The 24716-nt window shown below is 64.0% G+C and carries 27 protein-coding genes and 1 pseudogene; 14 read left to right on the forward strand and 14 right to left on the reverse strand.

Going from position 1 to position 24716, the window contains the following annotated elements:
* Positions 1–167: 167 nt before the first annotated feature.
* A complete protein-coding gene (locus MESS2_RS06495; protein WP_008873351.1) occupies positions 168–809 on the forward strand; it encodes a LysE family translocator in 642 nt (213 codons plus the stop codon).
* 56 nt (positions 810–865) lie between these two features.
* Here the strand turns inward: MESS2_RS06495 and MESS2_RS06500 are convergent, their stop codons facing one another.
* From MESS2_RS06500 to MESS2_RS06520, 5 genes are all read right to left on the reverse strand, one after another.
* Positions 866–1318: a hypothetical protein gene (locus MESS2_RS06500; RefSeq protein WP_008873352.1), complete on the reverse strand. Its 453-nt coding sequence runs from the start codon at positions 1316–1318 to the stop codon at positions 866–868.
* On the reverse strand, positions 1315–2550 hold the full coding sequence (rlmN, locus tag MESS2_RS06505; RefSeq protein WP_008873353.1) for a dual-specificity RNA methyltransferase RlmN: 1236 nt from the start codon (positions 2548–2550) through the stop codon (positions 1315–1317). The genes MESS2_RS06500 and rlmN overlap by 4 nt, the downstream gene beginning before the upstream one ends.
* A 217-nt stretch (positions 2551–2767) precedes the next feature.
* The gene (locus MESS2_RS06510; protein ID WP_008873354.1) at positions 2768–3271 is read right to left on the reverse strand and encodes an invasion associated locus B family protein; all 504 of its coding nucleotides are present in this window, start codon (positions 3269–3271) and stop codon (positions 2768–2770) included.
* Positions 3272–3519: 248 nt separating this feature from the next.
* Positions 3520–3882 (reverse strand): YkvA family protein, encoded by a 363-nt coding sequence (locus MESS2_RS06515; RefSeq protein ID WP_008873355.1) that lies wholly within the window; start codon positions 3880–3882, stop codon positions 3520–3522.
* Positions 3883–4024: 142 nt separating this feature from the next.
* On the reverse strand, positions 4025–4321 hold the full coding sequence (locus MESS2_RS06520; RefSeq protein WP_008873356.1) for a 4a-hydroxytetrahydrobiopterin dehydratase: 297 nt from the start codon (positions 4319–4321) through the stop codon (positions 4025–4027).
* A gap of 52 nt (positions 4322–4373) precedes the next feature.
* Here MESS2_RS06520 and MESS2_RS06525 point away from each other — a divergent pair, with 52 nt between their 5' ends.
* Entirely contained in the window at positions 4374–4886 is a 513-nt protein-coding gene (locus tag MESS2_RS06525) for a low molecular weight protein-tyrosine-phosphatase (protein WP_008873357.1), read from the forward strand.
* On the opposite strand, the gene thpR is transcribed toward MESS2_RS06525, so the two are convergent.
* Positions 4790–5386: an RNA 2',3'-cyclic phosphodiesterase gene (thpR, locus tag MESS2_RS06530; RefSeq protein ID WP_008873358.1), complete on the reverse strand. Its 597-nt coding sequence runs from the start codon at positions 5384–5386 to the stop codon at positions 4790–4792. The two genes, MESS2_RS06525 and thpR, sit on opposite strands and share 97 nt — an antisense overlap.
* 138 nt (positions 5387–5524) lie before the next feature.
* Positions 5525–6169 carry an arylesterase gene (locus MESS2_RS06535; protein ID WP_008873359.1) on the reverse strand — a complete coding sequence of 215 codons (645 nt, stop codon included), beginning with the start codon at positions 6167–6169 and terminating at the stop codon, positions 5525–5527.
* An 84-nt stretch (positions 6170–6253) separates the two neighbouring features.
* Between MESS2_RS06535 and MESS2_RS06540 the strand changes: the two genes are divergently transcribed.
* The 4 genes from MESS2_RS06540 to MESS2_RS06555 all read left to right on the forward strand — a co-directional run bounded on the left by MESS2_RS06540 (position 6254) and on the right by MESS2_RS06555 (position 11315).
* A complete protein-coding gene (locus tag MESS2_RS06540) occupies positions 6254–6949 on the forward strand; it encodes an ABC transporter ATP-binding protein (RefSeq protein ID WP_008873360.1) in 696 nt (231 codons plus the stop codon).
* A 187-nt stretch (positions 6950–7136) separates the two neighbouring features.
* Positions 7137–9635 (forward strand): ABC transporter permease, encoded by a 2499-nt coding sequence (locus tag MESS2_RS06545; protein WP_083918395.1) that lies wholly within the window; start codon positions 7137–7139, stop codon positions 9633–9635.
* 210 nt (positions 9636–9845) lie between these two features.
* Positions 9846–10625: a Bax inhibitor-1/YccA family protein gene (locus MESS2_RS06550; RefSeq protein ID WP_008873362.1), complete on the forward strand. Its 780-nt coding sequence runs from the start codon at positions 9846–9848 to the stop codon at positions 10623–10625.
* A gap of 117 nt (positions 10626–10742) precedes the next feature.
* Positions 10743–11315: a GNAT family N-acetyltransferase gene (locus MESS2_RS06555; RefSeq protein WP_008873363.1), complete on the forward strand. Its 573-nt coding sequence runs from the start codon at positions 10743–10745 to the stop codon at positions 11313–11315.
* Position 11316: 1 nt separating this feature from the next.
* On the opposite strand, the gene MESS2_RS06560 is transcribed toward MESS2_RS06555, so the two are convergent.
* Both MESS2_RS06560 and MESS2_RS06565 read right to left on the reverse strand, forming a co-directional pair.
* Positions 11317–11706: a DUF2794 domain-containing protein gene (locus MESS2_RS06560; protein ID WP_008873364.1), complete on the reverse strand. Its 390-nt coding sequence runs from the start codon at positions 11704–11706 to the stop codon at positions 11317–11319.
* A gap of 666 nt (positions 11707–12372) precedes the next feature.
* Complete coding sequence (locus tag MESS2_RS06565; protein ID WP_040592332.1) at positions 12373–13155, reverse strand: DUF1223 domain-containing protein; 783 nt, start codon at positions 13153–13155, stop codon at positions 12373–12375.
* A gap of 180 nt (positions 13156–13335) precedes the next feature.
* On the opposite strand from MESS2_RS06565, the pseudogene MESS2_RS06570 reads away from it, so the two are divergent.
* Positions 13336–14011 (forward strand): annotated as a pseudogene (locus MESS2_RS06570) (ceramidase domain-containing protein).
* A gap of 39 nt (positions 14012–14050) precedes the next feature.
* Here the strand turns inward: MESS2_RS06570 and acnA are convergent.
* The gene (gene acnA / locus MESS2_RS06575; RefSeq protein ID WP_008873368.1) at positions 14051–16741 is read right to left on the reverse strand and encodes an aconitate hydratase AcnA; all 2691 of its coding nucleotides are present in this window, start codon (positions 16739–16741) and stop codon (positions 14051–14053) included.
* A 285-nt stretch (positions 16742–17026) separates the two neighbouring features.
* Between acnA and ccmA the strand changes: the two genes are divergently transcribed.
* From ccmA to MESS2_RS06600, 5 genes are all read left to right on the forward strand, one after another.
* Positions 17027–17629 (forward strand): heme ABC exporter ATP-binding protein CcmA, encoded by a 603-nt coding sequence (gene ccmA, locus MESS2_RS06580; protein WP_008873369.1) that lies wholly within the window; start codon positions 17027–17029, stop codon positions 17627–17629.
* 46 nt (positions 17630–17675) lie between these two features.
* Entirely contained in the window at positions 17676–18341 is a 666-nt protein-coding gene (gene ccmB / locus MESS2_RS06585; RefSeq protein ID WP_008873370.1) for a heme exporter protein CcmB, read from the forward strand.
* 119 nt (positions 18342–18460) lie between these two features.
* Positions 18461–18628 (forward strand): heme exporter protein CcmD, encoded by a 168-nt coding sequence (ccmD, locus tag MESS2_RS06590; RefSeq protein WP_008873371.1) that lies wholly within the window; start codon positions 18461–18463, stop codon positions 18626–18628.
* Positions 18625–19200, forward strand: a complete 576-nt coding sequence (locus MESS2_RS06595) for a DsbE family thiol:disulfide interchange protein (RefSeq protein ID WP_008873372.1) — start codon at positions 18625–18627, stop codon at positions 19198–19200. Before ccmD ends, MESS2_RS06595 begins: the two co-directional genes overlap by 4 nt.
* 15 nt (positions 19201–19215) lie before the next feature.
* Positions 19216–20259 (forward strand): DUF2332 domain-containing protein, encoded by a 1044-nt coding sequence (locus MESS2_RS06600; protein ID WP_008873373.1) that lies wholly within the window; start codon positions 19216–19218, stop codon positions 20257–20259.
* 80 nt (positions 20260–20339) lie between these two features.
* On the opposite strand, the gene MESS2_RS30700 is transcribed toward MESS2_RS06600, so the two are convergent.
* Entirely contained in the window at positions 20340–20507 is a 168-nt protein-coding gene (locus MESS2_RS30700; RefSeq protein ID WP_008873374.1) for a hypothetical protein, read from the reverse strand.
* Positions 20508–20807: 300 nt separating this feature from the next.
* On the opposite strand from MESS2_RS30700, the gene MESS2_RS06605 reads away from it, so the two are divergent.
* Both MESS2_RS06605 and MESS2_RS06610 read left to right on the forward strand, forming a co-directional pair.
* Complete coding sequence (locus MESS2_RS06605; protein WP_008873376.1) at positions 20808–21725, forward strand: SMP-30/gluconolactonase/LRE family protein; 918 nt, start codon at positions 20808–20810, stop codon at positions 21723–21725.
* 159 nt (positions 21726–21884) lie between these two features.
* Positions 21885–22094 carry a tautomerase family protein gene (locus MESS2_RS06610; RefSeq protein ID WP_008873377.1) on the forward strand — a complete coding sequence of 70 codons (210 nt, stop codon included), beginning with the start codon at positions 21885–21887 and terminating at the stop codon, positions 22092–22094.
* A 58-nt stretch (positions 22095–22152) separates the two neighbouring features.
* On the opposite strand, the gene MESS2_RS06615 is transcribed toward MESS2_RS06610, so the two are convergent.
* The 3 genes from MESS2_RS06615 to ftsY form a co-directional block, all read right to left on the reverse strand.
* A complete protein-coding gene (locus MESS2_RS06615; RefSeq protein ID WP_008873378.1) occupies positions 22153–22773 on the reverse strand; it encodes a pyridoxamine 5'-phosphate oxidase family protein in 621 nt (206 codons plus the stop codon).
* A 12-nt stretch (positions 22774–22785) separates the two neighbouring features.
* Entirely contained in the window at positions 22786–23460 is a 675-nt protein-coding gene (locus MESS2_RS06620; protein WP_008873379.1) for a septation protein A, read from the reverse strand.
* A gap of 61 nt (positions 23461–23521) precedes the next feature.
* On the reverse strand, positions 23522–24716 hold a 1195-nt coding region (ftsY, locus tag MESS2_RS06625), incomplete at its 5' end, for a signal recognition particle-docking protein FtsY (RefSeq protein WP_040592334.1).

Consider the following 24716-nt stretch of genomic DNA (forward strand, 5'->3'; position numbering starts at 1 on the left):
AAAGGTTTCGCGGGCGAGGTATCACGGCGTTTCCGGCCTGCGCAAGAGACGAACGGTGCCTGGACCAGATGCTGCATCGGCCAGAAGCTGGCAAGGGCACGGCTCTTGCGGTATGGCTGCGCCGTCTTTTGCCGCCACGAGCCATATTTGCTGCCACGAGATCGGCCATGTCCTTCATTCCCGACACCACGACGCTGATCCAGTTCGCCATCGCCACCGTGATCCTGGCGATCACGCCGGGGCCCGACATGACGCTGTTCGTGTCGCGCACGCTGAGCCAGGGCCGCGCCACCGGCTTTGCCTCGATGGCCGGCGCGCTGTGCGGCACGCTGATCCACACGACGCTGGTGGTGGTCGGCGTCTCGGCGCTGATCGTCGCATCGCCGATGGCCTTTTTCGTGCTCAAGCTGTTCGGCGCCGGCTACCTCGTCTTCCTGGCATGGCAGGCCATCGCCAAGGGGTCGGCCTTTTCGCCGGAGAAGAAGAGCGGCCCGCAAATCTCGCTGTTCCGCAGCTGGGCGGCCGGGCTGGGCGTCAATCTGCTCAATCCGAAAATCATCCTGTTCTTCATGACCTTCCTGCCGCAATTCGTCTCCGCGCACGATCCGAACGCGCCGGGAAAACTGTTCTTTCTCGGCGCGATGTTCGTCGTGCTGTCGATCCCGGTGACTGCGCCGATGGTCTTTGCGGCGGAGAAGTTTTCGGCGGCGATGAAGGCCAGCCCGCGGGTGACGCGCGTCGTCGACTATCTGTTCGCCGGGGTGTTTTCGGCCTTCGCGCTCAAGATCCTGACGGCCCAGGCGAAATAGGGTTTATTCCTGCTTGACCATGATCCTTTCCGAAAACCGGCCTCCACTTTTCGGGATCATGGTCCAATCTGACGCCAGCTTCCGGCCCAGCGCCCGGCGCTCAGCCAGTAAAAGATACCGCCGATCATGCCGCAGCCGATCACCGCCAGCATGACGCTGGTGCTGGTGACCTCGAAATTGGCGTCGGCCGTCTGGTGGACGAAGCCGAGGAAAACCGCGGCGACCGCAGCACCCGCCAGCGCATAGAACAGCCAGTCGCGCCGGCCGAGGATTTCGGAAACGATGATGGCGATGGCCGCCGGCATGAAGGCGAAATAGGCGACGAACAGCGCGACGAAGGGGACGGAAAACCACAGCGAGGCCTGCGCCGCCGGTTGCGTCTCGTCCGTCATCAGCCCCAGAGACGCCAGGAACATGATGTTGAGGAAGGCGCTTGCCGCCAGCGAAGCGACACCATAGCCGATCAGGATGACGGCGAAGCGGATGAGGTAGGCGACGAGACGGTTCACGCCTCGCCGTGCCCCGCGATCATCATCGCTTCCAGCGCCAGCCGGTCGACCTTGCGCATGCGTTCCGATTCCGATTTGAGCTGGCCGCAGGCGGCCAGGATGTCGCGGCCGCGCGGCGTGCGGATCGGCGAGGCATAGCCGGCATTGTTGATGTAGTCGGCAAACTTCTCGATCGTCTCCCAGTCGGAGCACTGGTAGTTGGTGCCAGGCCACGGGTTGAACGGGATCAGGTTGATCTTGGCCGGGATGCCCTTGAGCAATTTGATCAGCCCCTTGGCGTCCTCGATGGAATCGTTGACGTCCTTCAGCATCACATATTCGAAGGTAATGCGCTTGGCGTTGGAGAGGCCGGGATAGGCGCGGCAGGCCGCGATCAGTTCCTTGAGCGGATACTTCTTGTTGATCGGCACCAGCAGGTCGCGCAAATCGTCATTGGTGGCGTGCAGCGAGATCGCCAGCATGACGCCGATCTCCTCGCCGGTGCGCAGGATTTCGGGCACGACACCGGAGGTCGACAGCGTGATGCGGCGCTTGGAAAGAGAAAGGCCGTCGCCGTCGGAGGCGATCAGCAGCGCCTTCTTCACCGCCTCGAAATTGTAGAGCGGCTCGCCCATGCCCATCATCACGATGTTGGATACTTTGCGGCCCTCGGCGGGCACGATGGCGCCGTCCGGAGTGTCGCGGTCGGGGAAATCGCCGAGCCGGTCGCGGGCGGTGAGCAATTGCGCCAGGATTTCCTCCGCCGTCAGATTGCGCACCAGCTTCTGCGTGCCGGTGTGGCAGAAGGAACAGGTCAGCGTGCAGCCGACCTGCGAGGAGATGCACAGCGTGCCGCGGCCTTCCTCGGGAATGTAGACGGTCTCGATCTCGACCGGACGGCCGGCGCCGCGCGGCGGAAAGCGGAACAGCCATTTGCGGGTGCCGTCGGAGGAGATCTGTTCCTCGACGATCTCGGGCCTGGCGACGGTGAAATGCCCGTCCAACTCGGCGCGCAATTCCTTGGAGATGTTGAACATGCCGGCGAAGTCGGAGACGCCGCGCACATACATCCAGTGCCAGAGCTGCTGGGTGCGCATCTTCGCCTGGCGCTCCGGCACGATGCCCGATGCAACGAGGGCGGCACCCAGTTCGGCCCGTGTCAGGCCGACCAGCGACGGCTTTTCGGCCGGCGTGGCGCGGGCGCGCAACGCCTCACGGGCGCCATCAGTGGTAAGATCGAGCGAAAGGGTCATGGTTGCGCCAATATAAGCGATTTGCGGCCGATTGCAGCATCGCGCTGGAAATGAAGCGCGGCGCATAGCACAGGTTGGGGGTAGAGTCATGCGTGTGCTGGCCGACCTCCAATTGTCGAAGCCGGCGCCGCCCCTCAACCCGCCTATGTTAGGAATGAGCGGAAGGCGCGCAAAAAAAGCCGCGCTCGCGGCCCGGCTTTTCATCAAGTCGGCTTCGCTATTTACACTTGGCGATCGAGGCCAGCGCCGCTGAAATGCCCTTCAGCGAAAAGACATAGGTGGTGGTGTTGCCGCGGCCGGACTTCGCCGACACTTTCATGTCGGTGCCGGTCTTCATCGCGGCGATCAGCACCGGCTCCTCGGCGGCATTCTCGACCCAGGCCGACTTGCCGCGCGTGAACATCGAGAAGCTCTTCCTGTCGATGGTGACGGTCGCCTTGGAGCCTTCCTGGAAGTTGTAGCCGGCGATGAATTGCGGCTCGTAGGAGACCTGCTGTCCCGGTCGCTGGCTGACGAAGAAGAACATGTCGCCATGGTCGAGCGTTGGCGGCTGCTTGTCGGTCGGCACGGTCAAGACGTAGCAGACCTTGCCGCCCGACGCCTTGTAGCTGTAGGTGCCCCAGGCATTGTGCTGGCCGGTCTTGGTCGCCGATTGCGCCAGGGCTGGCGCTGTCAAGGCCACCAGGACCAGGCTCGAAACTGTAGCAATCAATCCGCGCATCGTTTTTCCCGTATTCCAAATGGTGCGGGGGCAGACCCGCATCGCGTCCTGCCGTCGCTTCATTTTGATTTAATCTGGGTTACCAAACGGTGAACTTCCTTTGGCAAAAGGACCCTCACCCCAGGAAACCGCCGCCATTCCCGCGCCACCGCCCGAAAAGCGGCGGACATGGTGTCCCTGGGCCGACTTGGAGGCCACGAAAGCGGCAAGAGTTTGACTTTTCAAACAGGCCCCGGCCCTGCGCCAGCTCAGTTCTCGTCGGCCATCGCCTCCCGGGCGGCCAGCCGGTGCGCGGGCGTGATATTGGCGCTGACGGCGGTGATCGCGGCGGTCAGCACGGCGATGTCGTCGGTGAAGCCGAGGCCGAAGACGAAGTCGGGAATCGCGTCCACGGGCAGCACGAAATAGCCGAGCGCGGCCAGCAAGATGCCCTTGGCGCGCAGCGGCGTCTTCTTGTCCATGGCGCAGTAATAGGCGGCGACCACTTCTTCCATGAACGGGATTTGCCGGGCAGCCTTCTTGGCGGTGCGCCAGAATTTTGCGCGCACTTCGCCCTCGTCGCCCAGCTTGCCGCCGAAGCCGAAGAAATCAAAACCGGATTTTTGCGCCATCAGTTTCTCCTGTGCGTTCGCCCGCGTATTGTTCAACGCGCGGCTGCGCACGGAAAATGTGGTGGAAGCCGAACCCCGCTGCAAGATGCCGATGCCGATTTGAAGATCCGGTCCTGCCGCGAACATCCGGGCACAGGCGCGTTCAACCGCCCAAATAGCTGTTCATCCTTTTCGCCAGCTCTATGTCGAGCGCGGTCAGGCCGCCGGCATCATGCGTGCTGAGCGTGACGTTCACGGTCTTGTAGACATTCGACCAGTCGGGGTGATGGTCCATCTTCTCCGCCGCGAGTGCGACACGTGTCATGAAAGCGAATGCCTCGGAGAAATTCCTGAAGGTGAATTTACGGCTGATCGAACGGCCATCGCCGGCCAGTGCCCAGCCGTCGAGGCCGGCAAGCGCCTCGGCGATGGCTTGCTTGCCCAGTTTCTCTCTCGTCATGTGCGCTTCCTGTGCTATCTCGAATTGTGACCCTCACCATAGCGCCGGATCGATGAGCGCAAAGCCCATAAACTCCATTCTTTTCGTCTGCCTCGGCAATATCTGCCGGTCGCCACTCGCCGAAGGCGTGTTTCGCGCTGTGTTGGCGGAGCGCGGGCTAGAGATATTGCTCGATTCGGCCGCGACCAGCGGCTGGGAGGTCGGTTCCGCCCCCGATCCGCGCTCGGTCGCGATTGCGGATCGCCATGGCATCGACATTTCCGGGCAGAAAGCGCGCAAGGTGACGGTGGAAGACTTCCACCGCTTCGACCTGATCCTCGGCATGGATCGTTCGAACGTCCGCAATCTCAGAGCGCTGGCGCCTGCCGCCTTGCGCGACCGGGTGCATCTGTTCCTGGAATTCGCGGATGGCAAGGCGCGCGACGTGCCGGATCCCTACTATGACGGACCGGACGCGTTCGCCTCGGTCTATCGCATGATCCGCGAGGCGTCTGAGACGCTGGCGAGCCGGCTCGAAGCGATAGCATCAGCGCCCGACAGCGGCCAGGCCTCCTCGACGATGTAGGGTCCGCCGCCGACCGAATCGCGCGACGACATCAGCACGAAGCGGCCGACGCGGAAGGGCAGCGTCGAAAAATTGCCGCGCGCCGAAAGGTACTGGGCGACGTCGAGCGGGCTCGAATTGCGCAAGCGCGCCAGCGTCACATGCGGCGTGAACTTGCGCGGGTCGACCGGCATGCCGAGGCGCTGGCAGATGCGGTCGATCTCGCCCTGAAGTGCGGCGAGATCGGGCGAGGCGGAAACGCCGGCCCAGACCGCGTGCGGTTTCTTCTGGCCGAAGGCGCCGACGCCGGACAGCGCCAGCGGGAAGGACGGGCGGTGCACCCGGTCGAGTGCGTTGGCGATCTCGTCGGCGACATGGCCTTCGACATCGCCGATGAAGCGCAGCGTCAGGTGATAGTTCTCGACATCGATCCAGCGAGCCCCGGGCAGGCCCCCCCTGAGCAGGGACAGCGAAAGAGAGGCGTCACGCGGTATTTCGAGGGCGGTGAAAAGACGCGGCATGGAGAGCCTCCCTTCCTCGAATCGAACTATTGCCCCTACCGAATCATCGTTATTCACGCGGGGCAAGTGGTTTGTTGGTCGCAGGCTTGCCTGAAAGTTTCCCTAACGGAATGCATGATCTCATCGGAATATCGCCGTTCAAGAGGCGCCCTGAACCGTGGCGATGGCCTTTTCCACCGTCGGCAGGATGCGCTCGACCATGCGGTCGACGCCCCTGGCGTTCGGGTGCAGACCATCGTCGAGCTGGAATGCGGGCTCGCCGGCGACGCCGTCGAGAAAGAACGGGTAGAGCGGAACGCCGTATTTTTCGGCCAGTTTCGGGAAGATCGCATCGAAGCTGTTCTGGTAGTCGGCGCCGAGATTGGGCGCGGCGCGCATGCCGGCCAGCAACACGGCAATCTTGCGCTCTCTGAGCTTGGCCAGCATGTCGTCCAGGTTCTTTTGCGTGATCGCGGTCGAGACGCCGCGCAGCATGTCGTTGGCGCCAAGTTCCAGGATGACGAGCTTGGTTCCGTCCGGCACCGACCAGTCGAGCCGCGACAGGCCGCCGCTCGACGTATCGCCGGAAACGCCGGCATTGGCGACGGTCACGTCGTGGCCCCTGGCGCGAAGTGCCGCCTGCAGCTTATCGGTAAAGCCCTCGCCTGGGCCAAGGCCGAAGCCCGCCATCAGGCTGTCGCCGAAGCCGACGATCTCCAGGGGCGCGGCGCGCGCTGACGAAATGGCGCCGCAAAGCGCGAGGAAAAGCAGGAAGGCTGCTGCAAGAGAGTGTTTGAAAGCCATGCGGCAGGCCCCATATGACGATGAACATTCGATGGCGGCGGAAGAATTAAGAGCCTCCATTCTCCCATATAGGATGATTTAATTGTGACAGAAGCCGTCATCGCGCTGAAAGACGTATCGCTGACGCTCGGCGAAGGCGCGTCTTCCGTCCATGTACTGAAAGGCGTCAGCCTCGATGTGGCAAGCGGCGAGGCGACCGGCATCGTTGGGCCATCTGGCTCGGGAAAGTCGACGCTGCTAATGGTGCTTGCAGGCCTGGAAAGGGTCGATTCGGGTACGGTACGAATCGCCGGCGAACTTCTAAACGGCAAGAGCGAGGACCAGATCGCATCGTTTCGGGGGCGAAACATCGGTATCGTCTTCCAATCCTTCCACCTCATCCCCAACATGACGGCGCTCGAAAATGTCGCGGTGCCGCTTGAATTGGCCGGCCACGCCGATCCGTTCGGCGTGGCGGCGCGAGAGCTGGCGGCCGTCGGCCTGAGCGATCGCGTCACCCATTACCCCGGCGAATTGTCTGGCGGCGAGCAGCAGCGCGTGGCGATCGCCCGCGCGCTGGCGCCGTCGCCGCGCATCCTGATCGCCGACGAGCCGACCGGCAATCTCGACCAGGCGACGGGGCGGCAGGTCGCCGACCTCCTGTTCGCCAAGGCGGCCGAGCGCGGCATGACGCTGGTGCTGGTCACGCATGATCCGGTGTTGGCCGCGCGCTGCTCGCGCCAGGTTTCGATGCGCTCCGGCCGGATCGAGGACGCGCCACTGTTTAAAGTGACGGCGTAGCGTCATGGCTGACAAGACCCCCTCATCCGGCCCTTCGGGCCACCTTCTCCCCGCTGGGGAGAAGAGGCTGGCGCCGGCGTCGGCGATCTCTTCTCCCCTCGGGAAGAAGGTGGCCGCGAAGCGGCCGGATGAGGGGGCAGGCTGGTCGCGCACCCTGAAGCTCGCTTTCCGGTTTTCGCTGCGCGAGATGCGCGGCGGGTTGTCCGGCTTCCTGATCTTCCTCGCCTGCATCGCACTTGGCGTCGCGGCGATCGGCGGCGTCAATTCGGTGGCGCGCGCCATCACCGCCGGCGTTGCCAACCAGGGCCAGACATTGCTCGGCGGCGACCTGCGCTTCCAGATCAACCAGCGTGCCGCGACGCAAACCGAGCAGGCTTTTCTCGAAGAACTGGGCACGATTTCGCACAGCGCCAACATGCGCTCGATGGCGCGGCTCGAGGACGGCTCCGACCAGGCGCTGGTCGAGGCCAAGGCGGTCGACGGGGCCTATCCGCTCTATGGTGCGCTGGAAACCGAGCCGGCACTATCCAGGCAGGATCTGTTCGGCGAACGGTCCGGCGTTTTCGGTGCCGCCGCGCCGGATCTGCTGTTCGAACGGCTGCATCTCGCGATCGGCGACCGGCTGAAGCTCGGCAGCGCCACCTTCGAACTGCGCGCCCGGCTGGTCAGCGAGCCGGACGCCGTGTCCGACGGCTTCGGCTTTGCGCCGCGGCTGATGGTCTCGACGGACGGACTCGCCGCTTCCGGCCTGATCCAGCCCGGCAGCCTCGTCGAAAACGCCTACAAGGTCCGCCTGCCCGGCGGCGCCAGCGAAGCAGATATTAAGACCATCCAGGACCAGGCCGCCAAGGATTTTCCCGAGGCCGGCTGGTCGATCCGCACGCGCAGCAACGCCGCACCGGCGCTGTCCTCCAACATCGAGCGCTTCTCGCAATTCCTGACCCTGGTCGGGCTGACGGCGCTGGTGGTCGGCGGCGTTGGCGTCGCCAATGCGGTGCGCGCCTATCTCGACGGCAAGCGCGGTGTCATCGCCACTTTCAAGAGCCTGGGGGCTTCGGGCGGTTTCGTCTTTGCCGTCTACCTCGTGCAGATCCTGATGATCGCCGGCCTCGGCATCGCGCTTGGTCTGGTGCTCGGCGCGCTGATGCCGTTCGCGGCGAGCGCTGCCCTGTATCAGGTCATTCCGGTGCCGGCGGAAGGTGGCTTCTATCCCGGTGCGCTCGGCATGGCGGCGCTGTTCGGGCTGCTGGTGACGCTGGCCTTCGCGCTGCTGCCGCTCGGCCGCGCGCGCGACGTGCCGGCGACGGCGCTGTTTCGCGAAATGGGGTTCGAGGGCCGCGGTTTTCCGCGCCCGGTCTATGTCGCCGCCGCGCTCGGCATAGCGTTCGCCCTGGCGGCGCTGGCCATTCAGTTTTCCGGCGACCGTCGCATTGCCTCGATCTTCGTCGGCGCCACCGTCTTTGCCTTCCTGGTGCTGCGCGTTGTCGGCGGGCTGGTCCAGTCGGCCGCCAGGAAGAGCCCGCGCGTCCGCTCGACGGCGCTGAGGCTCGCCATCGGCAACATCCACCGGCCGGGCGCGCTGACGCCGTCGGTAGTGCTGTCGCTGGGGCTCGGGCTGACGCTTTTGGTGACGCTGGCGCTGATCGACGGTAATCTGAGGCGGCAGATCTCCGGCAGCCTGCCAGAACGGGCGCCGAACTTCTTCTTCGTCGACATCCAGAGCAGCGACGTCGACGCGTTTACCGCGCTGGTCGGCAAGGAGGCTCCGGCGGGAGCGCTGGTCAAGGTGCCGATGCTGCGCGGCCGGGTGATGGCGCTGAACGGCGTCGATGTCGGCAAGGTCAAGGTGCCGGCGGAAGGGGCCTGGGTGCTGCGCGGCGACCGTGGGCTGACCTATGACACCAGGCTGCCCGCCAATGCGACACTGACCGAGGGGACATGGTGGCCGGACAATTATGCCGGCGAGCCGCTGGTGTCGTTTTCCGCCGAGGAAGGCAAGGAGATCGGGCTGAAGCTCGGCGACACCGTGACCGTCAATGTGCTCGGCCGCAATGTGACGGCCAGGATCGCCAATTTCCGCCAGGTCGAGTGGGAGACGATGGGCATCAATTTCGTCATGGTGTTCTCGCCCAACACCTTCGCCGGCGCGCCGCATGGCTGGCTGGCGACGCTGACCGAGAAGAATGCGTCGGCGGCCGATGACGCCCGTCTGCTCAACGCCGTCACCCGCGCTTTTCCGGCGGTGACGACGGTCAGGGTCAAGGACGCGCTCGACATCGTCAACCGGCTGGTCGCGCAGCTTGGCACGGCGATCCGGGCCGCGGCCGGCGTGGCGCTGATCGCCTCGGTGCTGGTGCTGGCCGGCGCGCTCGCCGCCGGCAACCGGGCCCGCATCCACGACGCGGTGGTGCTGAAGACGCTGGGCGCCACCAGGAAGACGCTGATCGCGGCCTTTTCGCTGGAGTACATGCTGATCGGGCTCGCCACGGCGATCTTCGCGCTGGCGGCGGGCGGGATCGCGGCGTGGTTCGTTGTCGCACGCATCATGACGCTGCCGTCGAATTTCATGCCTGAAGTGGCGGTGGCCACGATCGTCTTTGCGCTGGCGGTCACGGTCGGTATCGGCCTTGCCGGCACGTGGCGGGTGCTTGGCCACAAGGCGGCGCCGGTGCTGCGCAATCTCTGATTCGCAAGGGCTGGGCTGCTCGTTCATGTGGCGCCTTGAAAGCGAATAAAACCGGGTTTTCGATGCCTCACGAAGCATTACACCCGTACGGTCTTGTTCTTGTCGTCAAGAACCATCATATTTCGCGGCAGGCATGCTGGAGCCCCGCCAGCGGCGCCTTGGTCCGAACTGACCTGACACCCGACGGGGCAGAAGCAATAGAGGACTACCATGGCTGAACCCATTCGCAACTACCAGACGCGCGCCGTGCGCGGCGCCGGCGTCGACGTCTCCATCGACCAGGGCCTGCGCGCCTATATGGTCAAGGTCTACAATCTGATGGGGCTTGGCCTGCTCATCACAGGCCTGGCTGCTGTCGGCACAATTATGCTGGCCACCACCAGCGACCCGGCTTCGGCGGTCGCGACGCTGCCGAGCGGCGAAATGCTCACCTCGTTCGGCTACGCGATCTTCGGCTCGCCGCTGCGCTGGGTGGTCATGCTGGCTCCGCTGGCCGCCGTGCTGTTCCTGTCGTTCCGTGTCCAGTCGATGAGCGTTTCGGCCGCGCAGACCACGTTCTGGGTCTATGCCGGCCTGGTCGGCCTGTCGCTGTCGTCGATCTTCCTGGTCTATACGACGGCCAGCATTTCGCAGACCTTCTTCGCCACCGCCGCGGCCTTCGGCGCGCTGTCGCTTTATGGCTACACAACCAAGCGCGACCTGACAGCGTTCGGCTCGTTCCTGGTGATGGGCGTGTTCGGCCTGATCATCGCGATGGTGATCAACATCTTCCTGCAGTCGTCGGCTTTGTCTTTCGCCGTTTCGGCTCTGGGCGTGCTGATCTTTTCGGGCCTGACCGCCTATGACACACAGAAGATCAAGGAGATGTATTTCGAGGGCGACGCCACCGATGTCGCTGGCCGCAAGGCGATCATGGGCGCGCTGACGCTCTATCTCGACTTCATCAACCTGTTCATGTTCCTGCTGCAGTTCATGGGTGACCGTCGTTAAAGGCATCAGTCGGTCCAGCTGGACTAGCGAGTTTGGAAAGGGCGGCCTAACAGCCGCCCTTTTCTTTTATGTCTGCCTTTGCTGTTATGGAAGGCAGATGAACGATTTGCGTAAATTATGAGCAGTATCACGATACGGCCCGCCACTGCGGCAGACCTCGACCGGATCACGGAAATCTACGCCGACGCGGTGACCAATGGCACCGCGAGCTACGAGCTGGAGCCGCCGAGCCGCGCCGAAATGGGCGTGCGATTCGACAGTCTATTGGCGGGCGGCTTTCCCTATCTGGTGGCGGAAAAGGACGGCGTCATGCTCGGCTATGCCTATGCCGGCGCCTTCCGGCCACGCCCGGCATATCGGTTTGTCGTTGAGGATTCCGTCTATGTCGCACCCGAGGCCAAGGGCCAGGGCGTCGGGCTCAAGCTGATGCAAGGGCTGATCGACGCGGCCAAGGCGGCGGGCTTTCGCCAGGTCATCGCGGTGATCGGCGACGGCCGTCCGGACAGCGCCTCGGTGCGGCTGCATGAAAAGCTCGGATTTCGCCATTCGGGTCGTCTGGAAGGCTCCGGCTACAAGCACGGGCGCTGGCTGGACACGGTGTTCATGCAACTGTCGATCAATGACGGGGCGCTAGCCCCGCCCGATCCAAACTCGCTGCCCGAGTGGAAATTTCTAAAACAGAAACAGTGAGTTAAGCCTCGACCAGCCTCAGCTTGCCGTCGAAGACGCCGAGCACGCGGCCGAGCTCCTGGCTGCGCTTGAGGATGCGGCCGCCGGCGGCGATGACGGCGAAGGCACCTTGCTTGCGGGCCAGCTTCGGATCCTTGACGATCTGGAACAGCGGCACCTCGCTGGCGCGGCGGAACACGGAAAAGACGGCGCGGTCGGCGAGATGGTCGATGGCATAGTCGCGCCATTCATTGGCGGCGACCATGCGTCCGTAAAGCCTGAGAATCTGGTCCAGTTCGCGCCGGTCGAAGCGCACCGGCTGGTCGAGGCGTTCGCGTCTCGCCTCGTGCAACGGGATCAATATTGCGGATGCGTCCCCATCCTCCGTCCCGCTGCTGCCGCGATCAGTCATGCCTCGATCCTTGGAGTGAATCTTACGCCGACCAAAGTTGGCGCTTTCGTCGCGGAATTGCAAGGCCCGACCGGGCAAGGCGGCGCCGGGCCGTTTCCGCAGTGTCCAGTCACATTTGTAAAACGATCGTTGGAATTGGTGATGCTTCGCCACAATCCTGCCTTTTTTTATCCGCGCTCATGCCCCAATGTCCGACGAATTTACCGGCGTTGCCTGAGACGGTTCGGTCCGGCACCGGCTCGTAAACCCCAAGCCCCCCGCCCACGGGTCTGCGTCGGATCGAACCAACCTCGGTTTTCCCTAGGGAAAATCAGGTGCGACGATCCCAAAACCTAAATGACCGGCGTCAGAAGCAAGCTGACGCCGGTTTTTTATTGGGTGGAGTGGCGCTAACCACGCCGTCGTCATCCCAGGGCGGAGCGACGCGAAGCGGAGCGCAGACCCTGGGATCCATGCCGTGACCGTTGTCGGGGAACGCCGCCGATCAGGATAGCGGTTTGGCGATTGCCCTGAGGAATGGATATCGTCTCAAGCGAATCCGCTCCGAAAAGGAGCAGCGCTAGAGCCGTGCCGCAGATGTCGCGGCATGGATCCTGGGGTTTCCGCGACGGAGCTTTGCTCCTGCTTCGCCCCAGGATGACGAAGGCAGGACCGGCTGCCGAACCGTTAAGGCTTGCGGATGAAGGCGGCGCCCAGGATGGGTCCGGGCAGGCCGTCCTTGCCGACCGACTGCAGCAGCACGGCGCAGCCGCCCTTCTTCTTGGAAATCTCGCTCAGCGGCAATTCGTAGCGCTGCGCCTTGCCGTGCCACATGCCGGCGGTCTGGATGCCGGTGACGGCGTTCCAATAGGTCATGCTGCGGCCGGTGTTTTCGCCCTTGCCGATCGTGACCGTCTGCGGCGGGTCGAAATAGACGATGACGACGTGGGCGTCGCTGGGGCCGGTTCCGGCATCGCCGGTATCGATCACGACGCGGTCGCTGGTGCGGCTGACCTTGATGCCGACCCGCATGCCTTCGCCCGATTTCTCCATGCGGGCGAGCGCGCCATCGACTTCCCTGCGGCTGGCGCCGTTGACATGGCTGCGGCCATTGATGACGGCCTGCGGCGTATAGACGGACCGGCTGCCGAAGGCGCGCATATACTGATACTGCCGCTCGGTGTTCTCCTTGCGGCTCAGCGTGTCCTGCCAGCCAAGATAGTCCCAATAGTCGACATGGTAGGCGAGCGCGACGATGTCCTGCCTGGCGGCAAGCTCGGTGAAAAACTCGTCGGCCGGCGGGCAGGAACTGCAGCCCTGGCTGGTGAAAAGCTCGACCACGCCCAAGGGCCGGTCAGTCCGGGACTTGTCAGACTGGGGCCTGTCGGCCTCGCCGGCGAAACCATTGCCGGCAAGCATCGAGAAGGCCAGCGCAAAGGCCGCAAGCCGCAATGATCTTCGAGATGTCATGACCGTTCCAATTCCCGCCGGTGGTGCCGGCCTTGTTCTGATTGCTAAAATATGTGGCAGAAGCGACAGTCAAGGTGAAGTCACGTTGCGGTGAAATTTTGCCGTTGCAACCACCGGCAAAGCCGCCATAGGAGAGGCCTGCACTCCAAGGTAGCGACAGATTCGGGCGGCAATATCAGCATGTGGCAAACTTTCCTGACGCCGATCGACCTCTATTGCGAGCGGACCGGGCCGGAACTCTGGGCCGAACCGGTTAATGCCTTGACCAATCTCGCCTTCATCGCGGCCGGGCTGTGGGGGGTGAGAGAGGTGCGGCGGCTTGGCACCGGCACCTTCGCCGAGGCGCTGGCCTGGTGGGTGGTGGCGATCGGGGTCGGCTCGGCATTGTTCCACACCTTTGCCAATCACGGCACCGTATGGGCCGACGTCCTGCCGATCGCCGGCTTCACGCTGGCCTACACGCTGTTCAACCTGCGTCGCTTCCTCGGTATGGGATGGGGCAAGGCGGTTGTCGTCTTCGTCGCCTTCTACGCCGTCGCCGGGCTGCTCACCTTCGCCGTGCCGGACTGGCTGCGCCAGGCCTCGAACGGCACGACCGGCTACCTGCCGCCGTTCCTGGCGCTCGCCTTCTTCGGCGCATGGGTGGCGGCCAGCGGCAATCGCGCCGGCTGGTACAATCTGGCGGGGCTCGGCGATCTTCGTTGTTTCGGTCATCTGCAGGATGACCGACCCGCTGGTCTGCGGCAGCTTTCCGCCCGGCACGCATTTCCTGTGGCACATCCTCAACGCAGTGATGCTCGGCGTGCTGCTGGCGGCGACGGCGCGGTTTGGAAAGGCAGTAGGCAGTAGGCAGTAGTCCTATTCCCTACTGCCTAAGCCCTATTCCCTTGCTGCCTTATGCAGCTAGATCGCGCAGCACGTACTGCAGAATGCCGCCGTTCTTGAAGTAGTCGAGCTCGTCCAGCGTATCGATGCGGCAGATGATCGGCACGTTCTTCACCGTGCCGTCGCCATAGGTGATCCTGGCGGCCATCTTCTGGCGCGGCTTGATCTTGTCCAGCCCGTCGATCTCGACCAGCTCATCGCCCTTCAGGTTGAGCGAGGCCCATGAGGTGCCTTCTTCGAAGACGAAGGGGATGACGCCCATGCCGACCAGGTTCGAGCGGTGGATGCGCTCGAAGGACTGGGCGATGACCGCGCGAACACCGAGCAGATTCGTTCCCTTGGCCGCCCAGTCACGCGACGAGCCGTTGCCGTATTCGACGCCGGCGAAGATGACCAGCGGCACGCCTTCCTTCTTGTATTCCATGGCGGCGTCGTAGATCGATTCCTCTTCCTTCGACGGATAGTGGATGGTGTAGCCGCCCTCGCGACCGTTCTCGCCCAGCATGTGGTTGCGGATGCGGATGTTGGCGAAGGTGCCGCGCATCATCACCTCATGATTGCCGCGCCGCGTGCCGTACTGGTTGAAATCGGCGACGCCGACGCCATGGTCGGTCAGGTATTTGCCGGCCGGCGAGGCGGCCTTGATGGAACCGGCCGGAGAGATGTGGTCGGTGGTGATCTTGTCGCCGAAGAGACCCAGCACGCGGGCGCCCTTGATGTCGCCGATCTTGCCGAAACCCGAGGTCATGCCGGCGAAATAGGGCGGGTTCTGCACATAGGTCGAATTGTCGTCCCAGGCGTAGGTCTGACCTTCCGGCGCCTTGACGTTCTGCCAGTATTCATCGCCCTTGAAGACGTCGGCATATTTGCGGGCGAACAGCTCGCGCGTCACGTTCTTCTCGATGAACTCCTGGATCTCGGCCGAGTTGGGCCAGATCTCCTTGAGGTAGACCGGCTCGCCGTTCTTGTCCTCGCCGAGCGGCTCGGTGGTTAGGTCCCTAGTCACGGTTCCAGCCAGCGCATGGGCGACGACCAGCGGCGGCGAGGCCAGATAGTTGGCCTGCACATCGGGCGAGACGCGGCCTTCGAAATTGCGGTTGCCGGACAAGACCGCGGCAGCGATCAAACCTTTATCGTTGATGGTCTTGGAGATCGGCGCCGGCAGCGGGCCGGAATTGCCGATGCAAGTGGTGCAGCCGAAGCCGACCAGGTTGAAGCCGATCTGGTCAAGCTCCTTCTGCAGGCCGGATTTCTCCAGATATTCGGCCACCACCTGGCTGCCCGGCGCCAGCGAGGTCTTGACCCATGGCTTCTGCTTCAGGCCGAGGCGATTGGCATTGCGCGCCAACAGTCCGGCGCCGATCAGCACGCTCGGGTTCGAGGTGTTGGTGCAGGAGGTGATGGCGGCGATGACGACGTCGCCATGGCCGAGATCGTGGCTGGTGCCTTCGACGGCATAGCGCTTGGAGATTTCGGCGGCCTTCTTGTACTCGGTCTCCATGGCCTTGGCGAAGCCGGCCGGAATGCCTTCCAGCGCGACACGGCCTTCCGGCCGCTTGGGGCCGGCCATCGACGGCACGACATCGCCGAGATCGAGATCGAGCAGGTCGGTGAAGACCGGGTCGGCGGAGCCGGTATCGCGCCACATGCCTTGCGCCTTCGAATAGGCCTCGACCAGGGCGATGCGGTTTTCCTCGCGGCCGGACATGGTGAGATAGCGGATGGTTTCGCCGTCGACCGGGAAGAAGCCGCAAGTGGCGCCATATTCCGGCGCCATATTGCCGATGGTGGCGCGGTCGGCCAGCGTCATGTTGGACAGGCCGGGGCCGAAGAATTCGACGAACTTGCCGACGACGCCCTTCTTGCGCAGCATCTGGGTGACGGTGAGCACCAGGTCGGTGGCGGTGACGCCTTCCTTCAGCCTGCCGGTGAGGCGGAAGCCGATCACTTCGGGCAACAGCATGGAGACGGGCTGGCCGAGCATGGCGGCCTCGGCCTCGATGCCGCCGACGCCCCAGCCGAGCACGCCGAGGCCGTTGATCATGGTGGTGTGCGAATCGGTGCCGACGCAGGTGTCGGGATAGGCGGTGGTTTCGCCGTCCTCGGTGTTGGTCCACACGACCTGGCCGAGATATTCGAGATTGACCTGGTGGCAGATGCCGGTGCCGGGCGGCACGACACGGAAGTTGCGGAAGGCCTGCTGGCCCCATTTCAGGAATTTGTAGCGCTCTTCGTTGCGCTCGTATTCGAGCTCGACATTCCTGGCGAAAGCCATCGGCGTGCCGAATTCGTCGACGATGACCGAGTGGTCGATGACCAGGTCGACCGGCACCAGCGGATTGATCTTCTGCGGGTCGCCGCCGAGCGAGGCCATGGCGTCGCGCATGGCGGCCAGATCGACAACGGCCGGCACGCCGGTGAAATCCTGCATCAGCACGCGGGCCGGGCGATAGGCGATCTCGACGCCGGCGGTGCCCTTGTCGGTCAGCCAGCCGGCGACCGCCTGGATGCTCTCCTTGGTGACGGAACGGCCGTCCTCGTTGCGCAAAAGGTTCTCCAGCAGCACCTTCATCGAATAGGGCAGTTGGGAGATGCCGGTGAGGCCATTCTTCTCGGCCTCGATGAGGTCGAAATAGGCATAGTCGGCGCCGCCTGCGGTCAGCGTGCGGCGGCAATTGAAACTGTCGAGGGATTTTGACACGTGCGATCCGTCCTTGTCTGTTCAGCCTGAAAGGGAACGGACGCCGATGGCATGCAATCACGCGCAAAGGTGCGGGTACGGCCATTTCCGCTGTCCGTTCCCAAGCAACCCGAGCCGTTCAAGGCGGCGCGTGCGCTGGTTCGGCGCAAATTCTGTTCCCGTGCCGACCGCTGGCATGGATGCCCCGCATATAGAGAATTTCCTGGAATAGTTCTAGACAGTCGAAAGGCTATTTTGTGCGATGCGGTGCCTGCCGCGGCGCAGTATTTTCGGGACGGGCAAGGAATGTGGCTGATCGCCGAAAATCTGGGCGGCGAACGGGGCGGCGAAACGGTGTTTTCCGGCATCGAATTTGCCCTTGATGACGGTCAGGCGCTGATCGTCACCGGGCCGAACGGGGTGGGCAAATCGACGCTGCTCAGGGTCATCGCCGGGCTGCTGCCGGCGGCGGAAGGTCGGGTGCGGATCGAGGGCGGGCTTGCGGATTTTCCGTCGGTCGCCTCGGCCTGCCACTATCTCGGCCACCAGAACGCGATGAAGCCGGCGCTGAGCGTGGCGGAGAATCTGCGCTTCTGGCGCGATTTTTCGAGCGAGCCGGCGCTGAGCGTCGAAGAGGCGCTGGCAACGGTCGGGCTTGATGGCATCGGCCATCTGCCGTTCGGGTATCTGTCGACTGGGCAGAGACGGCGCGCCGCGATCGCAAAATTGCTGGTCAGCCGGCGACCGCTGTGGCTGCTCGACGAGCCGACGGCGGGGCTGGACAAGGCTTCGGAGGCAAGGTTCGGCGAGGTGATGACGAAGCACTGTCGGGATGGGGGGATCATTATTGCGGCCACGCATCTGCCGCTGGGGATTGAAGGGGCCAAGGAATTGAGGATGGGCGGGTGATGTCGGCAGGACAGAGGGGGGTGTTCAAGCGCAGGCATTTCAAGCCATGCTAGCCCTCTTCCTGCGCGATATCCGTCTCAGTATCCGCGCCGGTGGCGGCGCATTGACCGGCGTCATCTTCTTCCTGGCGGTGATTGTCACCATTCCGTTCGGCGTCGGGCCGGACCTCAACCTGCTTGCCCGCATCGGACCGGCAATTCTTTGGATATCGGCCCTGCTCGCCTGTCTGCTTGGCCTCGACCGGCTGTTCCAGGCCGATCGGGAAGACGGCTCGCTCGATCTTCTGGTGCTCGGCAACGACCGGCACATGCTGGCGCTGACCGTGCTGGTGAAATGCCTGGCGCATTGGGCGGGCAGCGTGCTGCCGCTGGTTATCGCGGCACCCTTGCTCGGCCTGTTCATGAACATGGCGCCGGCCGGCATCGGCGCGACGGCGCTGACGCTCTTGGTCGGCACGCCGGCCATCACCTTCATCGGTGCGGCCGGTGCCGCTGTCGCGGTGGCGCTGCCGCGCGGCGGGCTCCTGATCTCGGTGCTGGTGCTGCCGCTGACCATTCCCGTGCTGATCTTCGGCGTCTCGGCCAGCTACGGCGCGGTGGCCGATCCCGATCCGTTCCTGCAGCCCTTCCTCATTCTTGCCGCGCTGACCCTGTTTCTTGCGGTGCTGGGACCAGTGGCGGCAGCGCTGGCGCTGCGCCACGGGACGGATTAGGGCAAGGCCTGCGGCGCTGCGGCCGATTGCGAAGCCGATGGCGCGAGGCTAAGGAAAAGTATGGTCGAAAGAGGCGAAATGCTCGGGTTGGAAAGAGTCGCGCTCGCGGAGCAACAGGCATGAGCGCGCATGCGCTCTATGTGACGGCCGCCTATACGATGACGGCCGTGGTGCTGGCCGGGCTGATCGGTTGGATCCTCATCGACCAGCGGGCACGCAAACGCGATCTCGCCGAACTGGAGGCGGCCGGCGTGCGCCGGCGCTCCGACAAGAGTGGGAAATCATGAATACGCAAACAGAGGCACCCGTGCGCCGGCGCCTGATCGTGCTGTTGCCGCTGCTGGTCTTCCTGGCGCTGGCCGGGCTGTTCCTGTCGCAGCTTCTGTCCGGCCGCGACGCTTCGGACGTGCCGTCGGCGCTGATCGGCCTGCCGGCGCCGCAGACAAACCTGCCGGCGCTGGAGGGCACCAACCTGCCCGGCCTCGATTCGAAAGCCTTCGCCGGCAAGGTCACGCTGGTCAATGTCTTTGCGTCGTGGTGCGCGCCGTGCCGCGAGGAAAATCCGGTGCTCTTGGCGCTGTCGCAGGACAAGCGCTTCAGCATGGCGGCGCTGAACTACAAGGACCGGCCGGAAAACGCCCGCCGCTTCCTTGGCGATCTCGGCAATCCGTTCCAGGCGATAGGTGTCGACGAAGCCGGACGCGCGGCGATCGACTGGGGCGTCTATGGCGTGCCGGAGACCTTCGTCATCGGCAAGGATGGCAAGATCGCCTACAAGCATGTCGGCCCGCTGACGCCAGCGTCGGCGCAGACGCTGCTGTTGCCGGAGATCGAGAAGGCGCTGGCGGCACCGGGCTGAGGCACCGGAAACGCGATGGACGAACGAGACATCCGCGATCATTTTCTGGCTCAGGCGAAAGCCTGCGACGGGCTTGGCTCGCCGTTCACCGCGAAATTATGCCGTGCGCTGGCCAAGGTTCTCGACGCAAACACCAGGACCGGGCAGGCGGTGCTCGCCTGGCCGGGTGACGCGCGTGCCGACGCCCTCTCATTGCGGCTCTGCGGCGCGCTGCACGCGTTGGTCCTGGCGGGTGCGGATGAGCGACTGACACTGCTTTATCCGCCCAACCAAACAAGCGAAGATGAGATCGCGGCGGTGCTGCCGGAAGCAATTGCACGATCCGACGAGCGGATCGTCGCTGGCCTCGCCGGCGCCCCGCAGACGAATGAGATCGCCCGGTCGGCGATGCTGCTGCCTGGATTTCTGACGGTCGCGCGCGAAGCCGGCTTGCCGTTGGATCTGTGTGAGATCGGCGCCAGCGCCGGGCTCAATCTCCTGTTCGACAGCTTTCACTATCGCTATGGCGATGCCGAGTGGGGCGACCCGGCCTCCCCCGTCCGGTTGGCGCCGGAGGTGCGTGGCCGTGCTGTTCCACTGAATGGAGAGATCAACGTTCGCCATCGCTCCGGCTGCGACATCGCGCCGGTCGACTTCGCCGACGCGGCCGCGCGGCTACGGCTTCGGTCCTTCATCTGGGCCGGTCAGGCGGCGCGGCTGGCCCGGCTCGACGCCGCGCTGTCACTTGCCGAGAAGTTCCCGCCGCTGCTTGTCAGGGCGGATGGAGCGGAGTTTGTCGAGAAGGCACTGGCCGCACGGCAGCAGGACGGCGCCTTCGTCCTCTATCATTCGATCATGTGGCAATATTTGCCGCGGGCGACCAAGGATGCCATCACCGCCACCCTGGAGCAGGCGGGCAGACAGGCCACGGCCGCTGCGCCTATCGCAAGGCTGAGGATGGAGCCGCGCGATCCCACAAACAATTGGGCGGTACTCAGCCTCACGCTATGGCCGGGCGGCGAGACACGCCGCTTGGCCCATTGCGATTATCACGGCCGCTGGATCGAATGGATGGGTTAAACCCGATTACGCATGCTCTCGTCCGAATAGTCTGCAACTTTTTGCTGCGCCGACCTTCGGTTCGGGATCATGCGTTCGCCTCAGCCGTAGATCTGCTTGTGGACCTGGTAGAGCATTTCCGAGCGGTCGGCGCGCATGTCGGCCAGATCGCGGCTGGAGAAGCTGTCGATTTCGGCGACGAGGCGGTTGTAGTGGCGGCGCTTGGCGATGCTTGCGCGAGCGCGGCTCATGAGGCTGTCGAGGATCATGGCGAAGTTCCTTCTGCGCCGCATTCCCGCGGCCGGTTGTTCCTCCCTTGATCTGTACGCAACATGACATAGTTATTGTGCGTTGCAAAAAGAAGATGTTGCAATGCACCATTGCGCTGGACGCATAGCCGGTTAACGCCGCCATGGCCGTGGTTTCGACGAAGCGCCATTCCCGCCGCGCCTGCTCAGTAGCCTCTTTTGTCATACAAATTGCGAAGCTGCGACGCGATCGATCTTGCCATATCGGTCGCCGGCTGGCTTGATCGCGCCGGCATCGTCGATGAATGATTGGGAGGAAACATGCCCGCCGAAGACTATGAAATTCTCGATCCGCGTTTCGCGCGGCTGTTCAACGGCAATGCGAATGTCGACAAGCTGTTCACCGGATGCCGATGGGCGGAAGGGCCGGCCTGGTTCGCGGCCGGCCGCTATGTGGTCTGGTCCGACATCCCCAACAACCGCATGCTGCGCTACGACGAGACCGACGGCAGCGTCGGCGTGTTCCGCCAGCCGTCAGGCAATTCCAACGGCAACACCGTCGACCGGCAGGGCCGGCTGGTCACTTGCGAGCATTCGGGCCGCCGCGTCAGCCGCACCGAGTATGACGGGTCGATCACCACCATTGCCGCCAAATGGCGCGGCAAGCGGTTCAACTCGCCCAACGATGCGGTGGTGAAGTCCGACGGCTCGATCTGGTTCACCGATCCGACCTACGGCATCGACACCGATTATGAGGGCGACAAGGCCGAGAGCGAGATCGGCGCCTGCCATGTCTATCGGGTCGATCCCGGCACCGGCGATGTCGAGGCCGTCATCACCGACATGGTCAGGCCCAACGGGCTCGCCTTCTCGCTCGACGAGAGCAAGCTTTATGTCGTCGACACCGGCCGCACGCATGGCGCGCAGAATCCCGCGCATATGCGGGTGTTCAATGTCGGCAAGGGCGGCAAGAAGGTTTCGGGCGAAAAAATCTTCGCCGACTGCACGGCCGGCCTGTTCGACGGTTTTAGGCTCGACGCGGACGGGCGCATCTGGACGAGTGCTGCCGACGGCATCCATTGCTACGATCCGGACGGCACGCTGATCGGCAAGGTCAAGGTGCCTGAGGTAACCGCCAATTGCGTATTCGGCGGCAACAAGCTCAACTGCCTCTACATCGCCGGTACGACCTCGCTCTATATGGTGCGGCTGATGGTCAACGGGGCCAAGACTTATTGAGGCTGCCCGAAACTCTTCTCTGGCGGCCTTTGATGGCGTTTCTGCGCTTACCCGCGGTGCCCGCTGCACCGCGGTTTCCGGTGCCACCGCGCGGTTCGCCAGAGCGCGTTTCGAATGAGCTTGCTGACGGCAGCCAACAAAGTTCAAAGGGAGAAAATCATGCCATTCGTCAACATCCGCATCGTCAAGGAAGTGATCGCCGCCGACCCCGCCGGTAAGAAGGCTGACATCGCCAAAAAGGTCACGGCGGCCATCATGGACGCCACCGGATTGGGCAATGACGACGTCTGGGTGGTCTTCGAGGAGGTCAACGCCCGCGACTGGTATGTCGGCAAGACCGATGTCGAGACGTTGAGAGGCAAGGGTTAACGGGCGCCGGTGATCCTTCGCGCCCCGCTGCCCACCTTCGGGCGACATGCCCCAAAGCCTACCACATCGTCTGCTTGTATTCGTCGTCCAGCCAGCGGTCCGTCGCCTCGGCGGAATCGGCGAGCGCCAGTTGGTCGCGCAGGATCTGGCCGAGCGTCGGCAGCGTCGCGCGGTCGTACCAGGTCTCCGGCTTCCACAATTCGGAGCGCATGAAGGCCTTGGCGCAATGCATATAGGCGGCCTTCACCGACACAACGACGACGCTTTGCGGCTCCTTGCCGTCGACGGCGAGGCGCTCGCGCAAGCCGGCATCGACGGTGATGCGGGCATCGCCATTGACGCGCAGCGTCTCGTTCATGCCCGGAATGAGGAACAGCAGTCCGATCGACGGGTTGAGGAGGATGTTCTCCAGCGTGTCCAGCCGGTTGTTGCCGGGGCGGTCGGGGATGGCGATGGTCCTCTCGTCGAGCACGGTGGTGAAACCCGGCTTGTCGCCCTTCGGCGTCACGTCGGCATTGCCGGCGCCGTCGGAGGAGCCGATCAGCACGAAGGGGCTCTTGCAGATGAACGAGCGGCAATGACCGTCCAGCGCCCTCAACTCCTTGCGGATCGAACCGTCGGTCGGCCGCGGCGTCTTGTAGACCGTCCTCAGCTCGTCGCGCGAGGTTACAAACTTCATGGCCGCGTCTCCCTATTTGCCGGCTTTTTTCGCCTTCTCGGTCTTGTCCTCGAGCGAATGGCGCAGGATCAGCGGCATCTGGCTGAAGGTGAACAGAAGCGTGATCGGCATGATGCCCCAGACTTTGAAGGTAACCCATGCATCGGTGGAAAAATTCCGCCAGACCACTTCGTTGACAAGGGCCAGGAACAGGAAGAACAGGCCCCAGCGAAAGGTGAGCTTGCGCCAGCCCTCGGCATCGAGGTTGAAGGCCGAATTGAAGACATAGCCGAGCAGCGATTTGCCGAAGAACAGGCCGCCGAGCAACACGCCGCCGAACAGCGTGTTGACGATGGTCGGTTTCATCTTGATGAAGATATCGTCCTGCAGATAGAGCGTCAGCGCGCCGAAAACGAGGACGACGACGCCCGACACCATCGGCATGATCGGCAGCGTGCGGGTGAGCAGCCAGGACGCGATCAGCGCGATCGCGGTCGCGGCCATGAACAGGCCGGTGGCGACGAAGATCGGCCCGCCGAATTCGGCAAGGGCAGGAAATTTCTGCGTCAGCCATTCGCCGCGCGCATTGGCGAAGAAGAACACCATCAGCGGGCCGAGCTCCAGCACCAGCTTGAGCAGCGGATTGACGGCTTCCTTCTTCTGCTTTTGCGGATCGGACGGGTCGCGTTCGAGAATGGGCGGGTTCATGGTTTCCTTCTTACGCATGGTCTTTTCCAAAAAGCCTGCAACTTTTGGCGATCATGCTTTTTTAGGCCACTCCAGCGATCGCCCTGGCGAATTCGCTTGCCGAGAAAGGTTCGAGGTCGTCGACCTGTTCGCCGACGCCGATGAAATAGACCGGCAGTTTGTGCTTTGCCGCGATCGCCACCAGAATACCGCCGCGCGCCGTGCCGTCCAGCTTGGTCATCACCAGGCCGTTGACGCCGGCGACATTGCGGAAGATCTCGACCTGGTTGAGCGCATTCTGGCCGGTGGTGGCGTCGACCGTCTGCAGCACGGTGTGCGGCGCTTCCGGGTCGAGCTTGCCCAGTACGCGCACGATCTTCTCCAGCTCGGCCATCAACTCGGTCTTGTTCTGCAGGCGGCCGGCGGTGTCGATGATCAGCACGTCGGAGCCGGCTTCCTTGGCCCGTTCGAAGGCATCGTAGGCGAGGCCGGCGGCGTCGGCGCCGAGTTTGGAAGCGATGACCGGCGAGTTGGTGCGCTCGCCCCAGATCTTCAACTGCTCGATCGCCGCGGCACGGAACGTGTCGCCGGCGGCGAGCATCACCGACAGGCCGCCATCGGTGAGCTTGGCCGCCAGCTTGCCGATGGTCGTGGTCTTGCCGGTGCCGTTGACGCCGACGACCAGGATGACATGCGGCTTGTGGGAGAGATCGAGCTCCAGCGGCATGGCGACATGGGTCAGCACCTTCTCCACCTCGGCCGCCATGATGGCGCGCACTTCGGTGTCGGAGACATCCTTGCCGTAGCGGCTGGCGGCCAGCGCATCGGTGACGCGCAATGCAGTCTCCATGCCGAGGTCGGCGCGGATCAGCACGTCCTCCAGATCCTGCAGCGTGTCCTCGTCGAGCTTCCTCTTGGTGAAGACGCCGGCGATGTTGCCGGTGAGCTCGCGGGATGAACGGGCAAGCCCGTCCTTCATGCGCTGGAACCATGAGCGCCTCTGTGCCGGTTCCGGCGCCTTCTGCGGTTCCGCCTTCTGCTCGACCTTCTTGGTGACGGTCACCTTGCCGGGGGCGGGTTTTAGCTCCGGGATCGGCTGCGGTTCGGGCGCAATCTCGGCAAGGATGGGCTGTGTCTCGACCGGTGCCGGATAGCGAATGGGCGCCGGGATCTCGGCCAGTGGGGCTTCAAGCTCGGGCGCGGCAGGGTGGGGCTCGGCACGCGGCGCCGAATCTTGCGCAGGCTCGCGCCGCCCCTCACCCTTACCCTCTCCCCGT

Source organism: Mesorhizobium metallidurans STM 2683 (genome assembly GCF_000350085.1).
GTDB lineage: Bacteria > Pseudomonadota > Alphaproteobacteria > Rhizobiales > Rhizobiaceae > Mesorhizobium > Mesorhizobium metallidurans.

Bases quoted from the DNA above. Each gene is read 5' to 3' on its own strand.
- MESS2_RS06620 (WP_008873379.1), bottom strand. From the start codon at position 23,460: ATGAACCCGCCCATTCTCGAACGCGACCCGTCCGATCCGCAAAAGCAG.
- MESS2_RS06605 (WP_008873376.1), top strand. From the start codon at position 20,808: ATGCCCGCCGAAGACTATGAAATTCTCGATCCGCGTTTCGCGCGGCTG.
- MESS2_RS06550 (WP_008873362.1), top strand. From the start codon at position 9,846: ATGGCTGAACCCATTCGCAACTACCAGACGCGCGCCGTGCGCGGCGCC.
- MESS2_RS06560 (WP_008873364.1), bottom strand. From the start codon at position 11,706: ATGACTGATCGCGGCAGCAGCGGGACGGAGGATGGGGACGCATCCGCA.
- MESS2_RS06565 (WP_040592332.1), bottom strand. From the start codon at position 13,155: ATGACATCTCGAAGATCATTGCGGCTTGCGGCCTTTGCGCTGGCCTTC.
- MESS2_RS06515 (WP_008873355.1), bottom strand. From the start codon at position 3,882: ATGGCGCAAAAATCCGGTTTTGATTTCTTCGGCTTCGGCGGCAAGCTG.
- MESS2_RS06495 (WP_008873351.1), top strand. From the start codon at position 168: ATGTCCTTCATTCCCGACACCACGACGCTGATCCAGTTCGCCATCGCC.
- MESS2_RS06615 (WP_008873378.1), bottom strand. From the start codon at position 22,773: ATGAAGTTTGTAACCTCGCGCGACGAGCTGAGGACGGTCTACAAGACG.
- MESS2_RS06520 (WP_008873356.1), bottom strand. From the start codon at position 4,321: ATGACGAGAGAGAAACTGGGCAAGCAAGCCATCGCCGAGGCGCTTGCC.
- MESS2_RS06535 (WP_008873359.1), bottom strand. From the start codon at position 6,169: ATGGCTTTCAAACACTCTCTTGCAGCAGCCTTCCTGCTTTTCCTCGCG.
- MESS2_RS06545 (WP_083918395.1), top strand. From the start codon at position 7,137: ATGCGCGGCGGGTTGTCCGGCTTCCTGATCTTCCTCGCCTGCATCGCA.
- MESS2_RS06555 (WP_008873363.1), top strand. From the start codon at position 10,743: ATGAGCAGTATCACGATACGGCCCGCCACTGCGGCAGACCTCGACCGG.
- MESS2_RS06525 (WP_008873357.1), top strand. From the start codon at position 4,374: ATGAGCGCAAAGCCCATAAACTCCATTCTTTTCGTCTGCCTCGGCAAT.
- ccmB (WP_008873370.1), top strand. From the start codon at position 17,676: ATGCTAGCCCTCTTCCTGCGCGATATCCGTCTCAGTATCCGCGCCGGT.
- MESS2_RS06600 (WP_008873373.1), top strand. From the start codon at position 19,216: ATGGACGAACGAGACATCCGCGATCATTTTCTGGCTCAGGCGAAAGCC.
- MESS2_RS06510 (WP_008873354.1), bottom strand. From the start codon at position 3,271: ATGCGCGGATTGATTGCTACAGTTTCGAGCCTGGTCCTGGTGGCCTTG.
- ccmD (WP_008873371.1), top strand. From the start codon at position 18,461: ATGAGCGCGCATGCGCTCTATGTGACGGCCGCCTATACGATGACGGCC.
- rlmN (WP_008873353.1), bottom strand. From the start codon at position 2,550: ATGACCCTTTCGCTCGATCTTACCACTGATGGCGCCCGTGAGGCGTTG.
- MESS2_RS06610 (WP_008873377.1), top strand. From the start codon at position 21,885: ATGCCATTCGTCAACATCCGCATCGTCAAGGAAGTGATCGCCGCCGAC.
- MESS2_RS30700 (WP_008873374.1), bottom strand. From the start codon at position 20,507: ATGATCCTCGACAGCCTCATGAGCCGCGCTCGCGCAAGCATCGCCAAG.
- MESS2_RS06595 (WP_008873372.1), top strand. From the start codon at position 18,625: ATGAATACGCAAACAGAGGCACCCGTGCGCCGGCGCCTGATCGTGCTG.
- thpR (WP_008873358.1), bottom strand. From the start codon at position 5,386: ATGCCGCGTCTTTTCACCGCCCTCGAAATACCGCGTGACGCCTCTCTT.
- ccmA (WP_008873369.1), top strand. From the start codon at position 17,027: ATGTGGCTGATCGCCGAAAATCTGGGCGGCGAACGGGGCGGCGAAACG.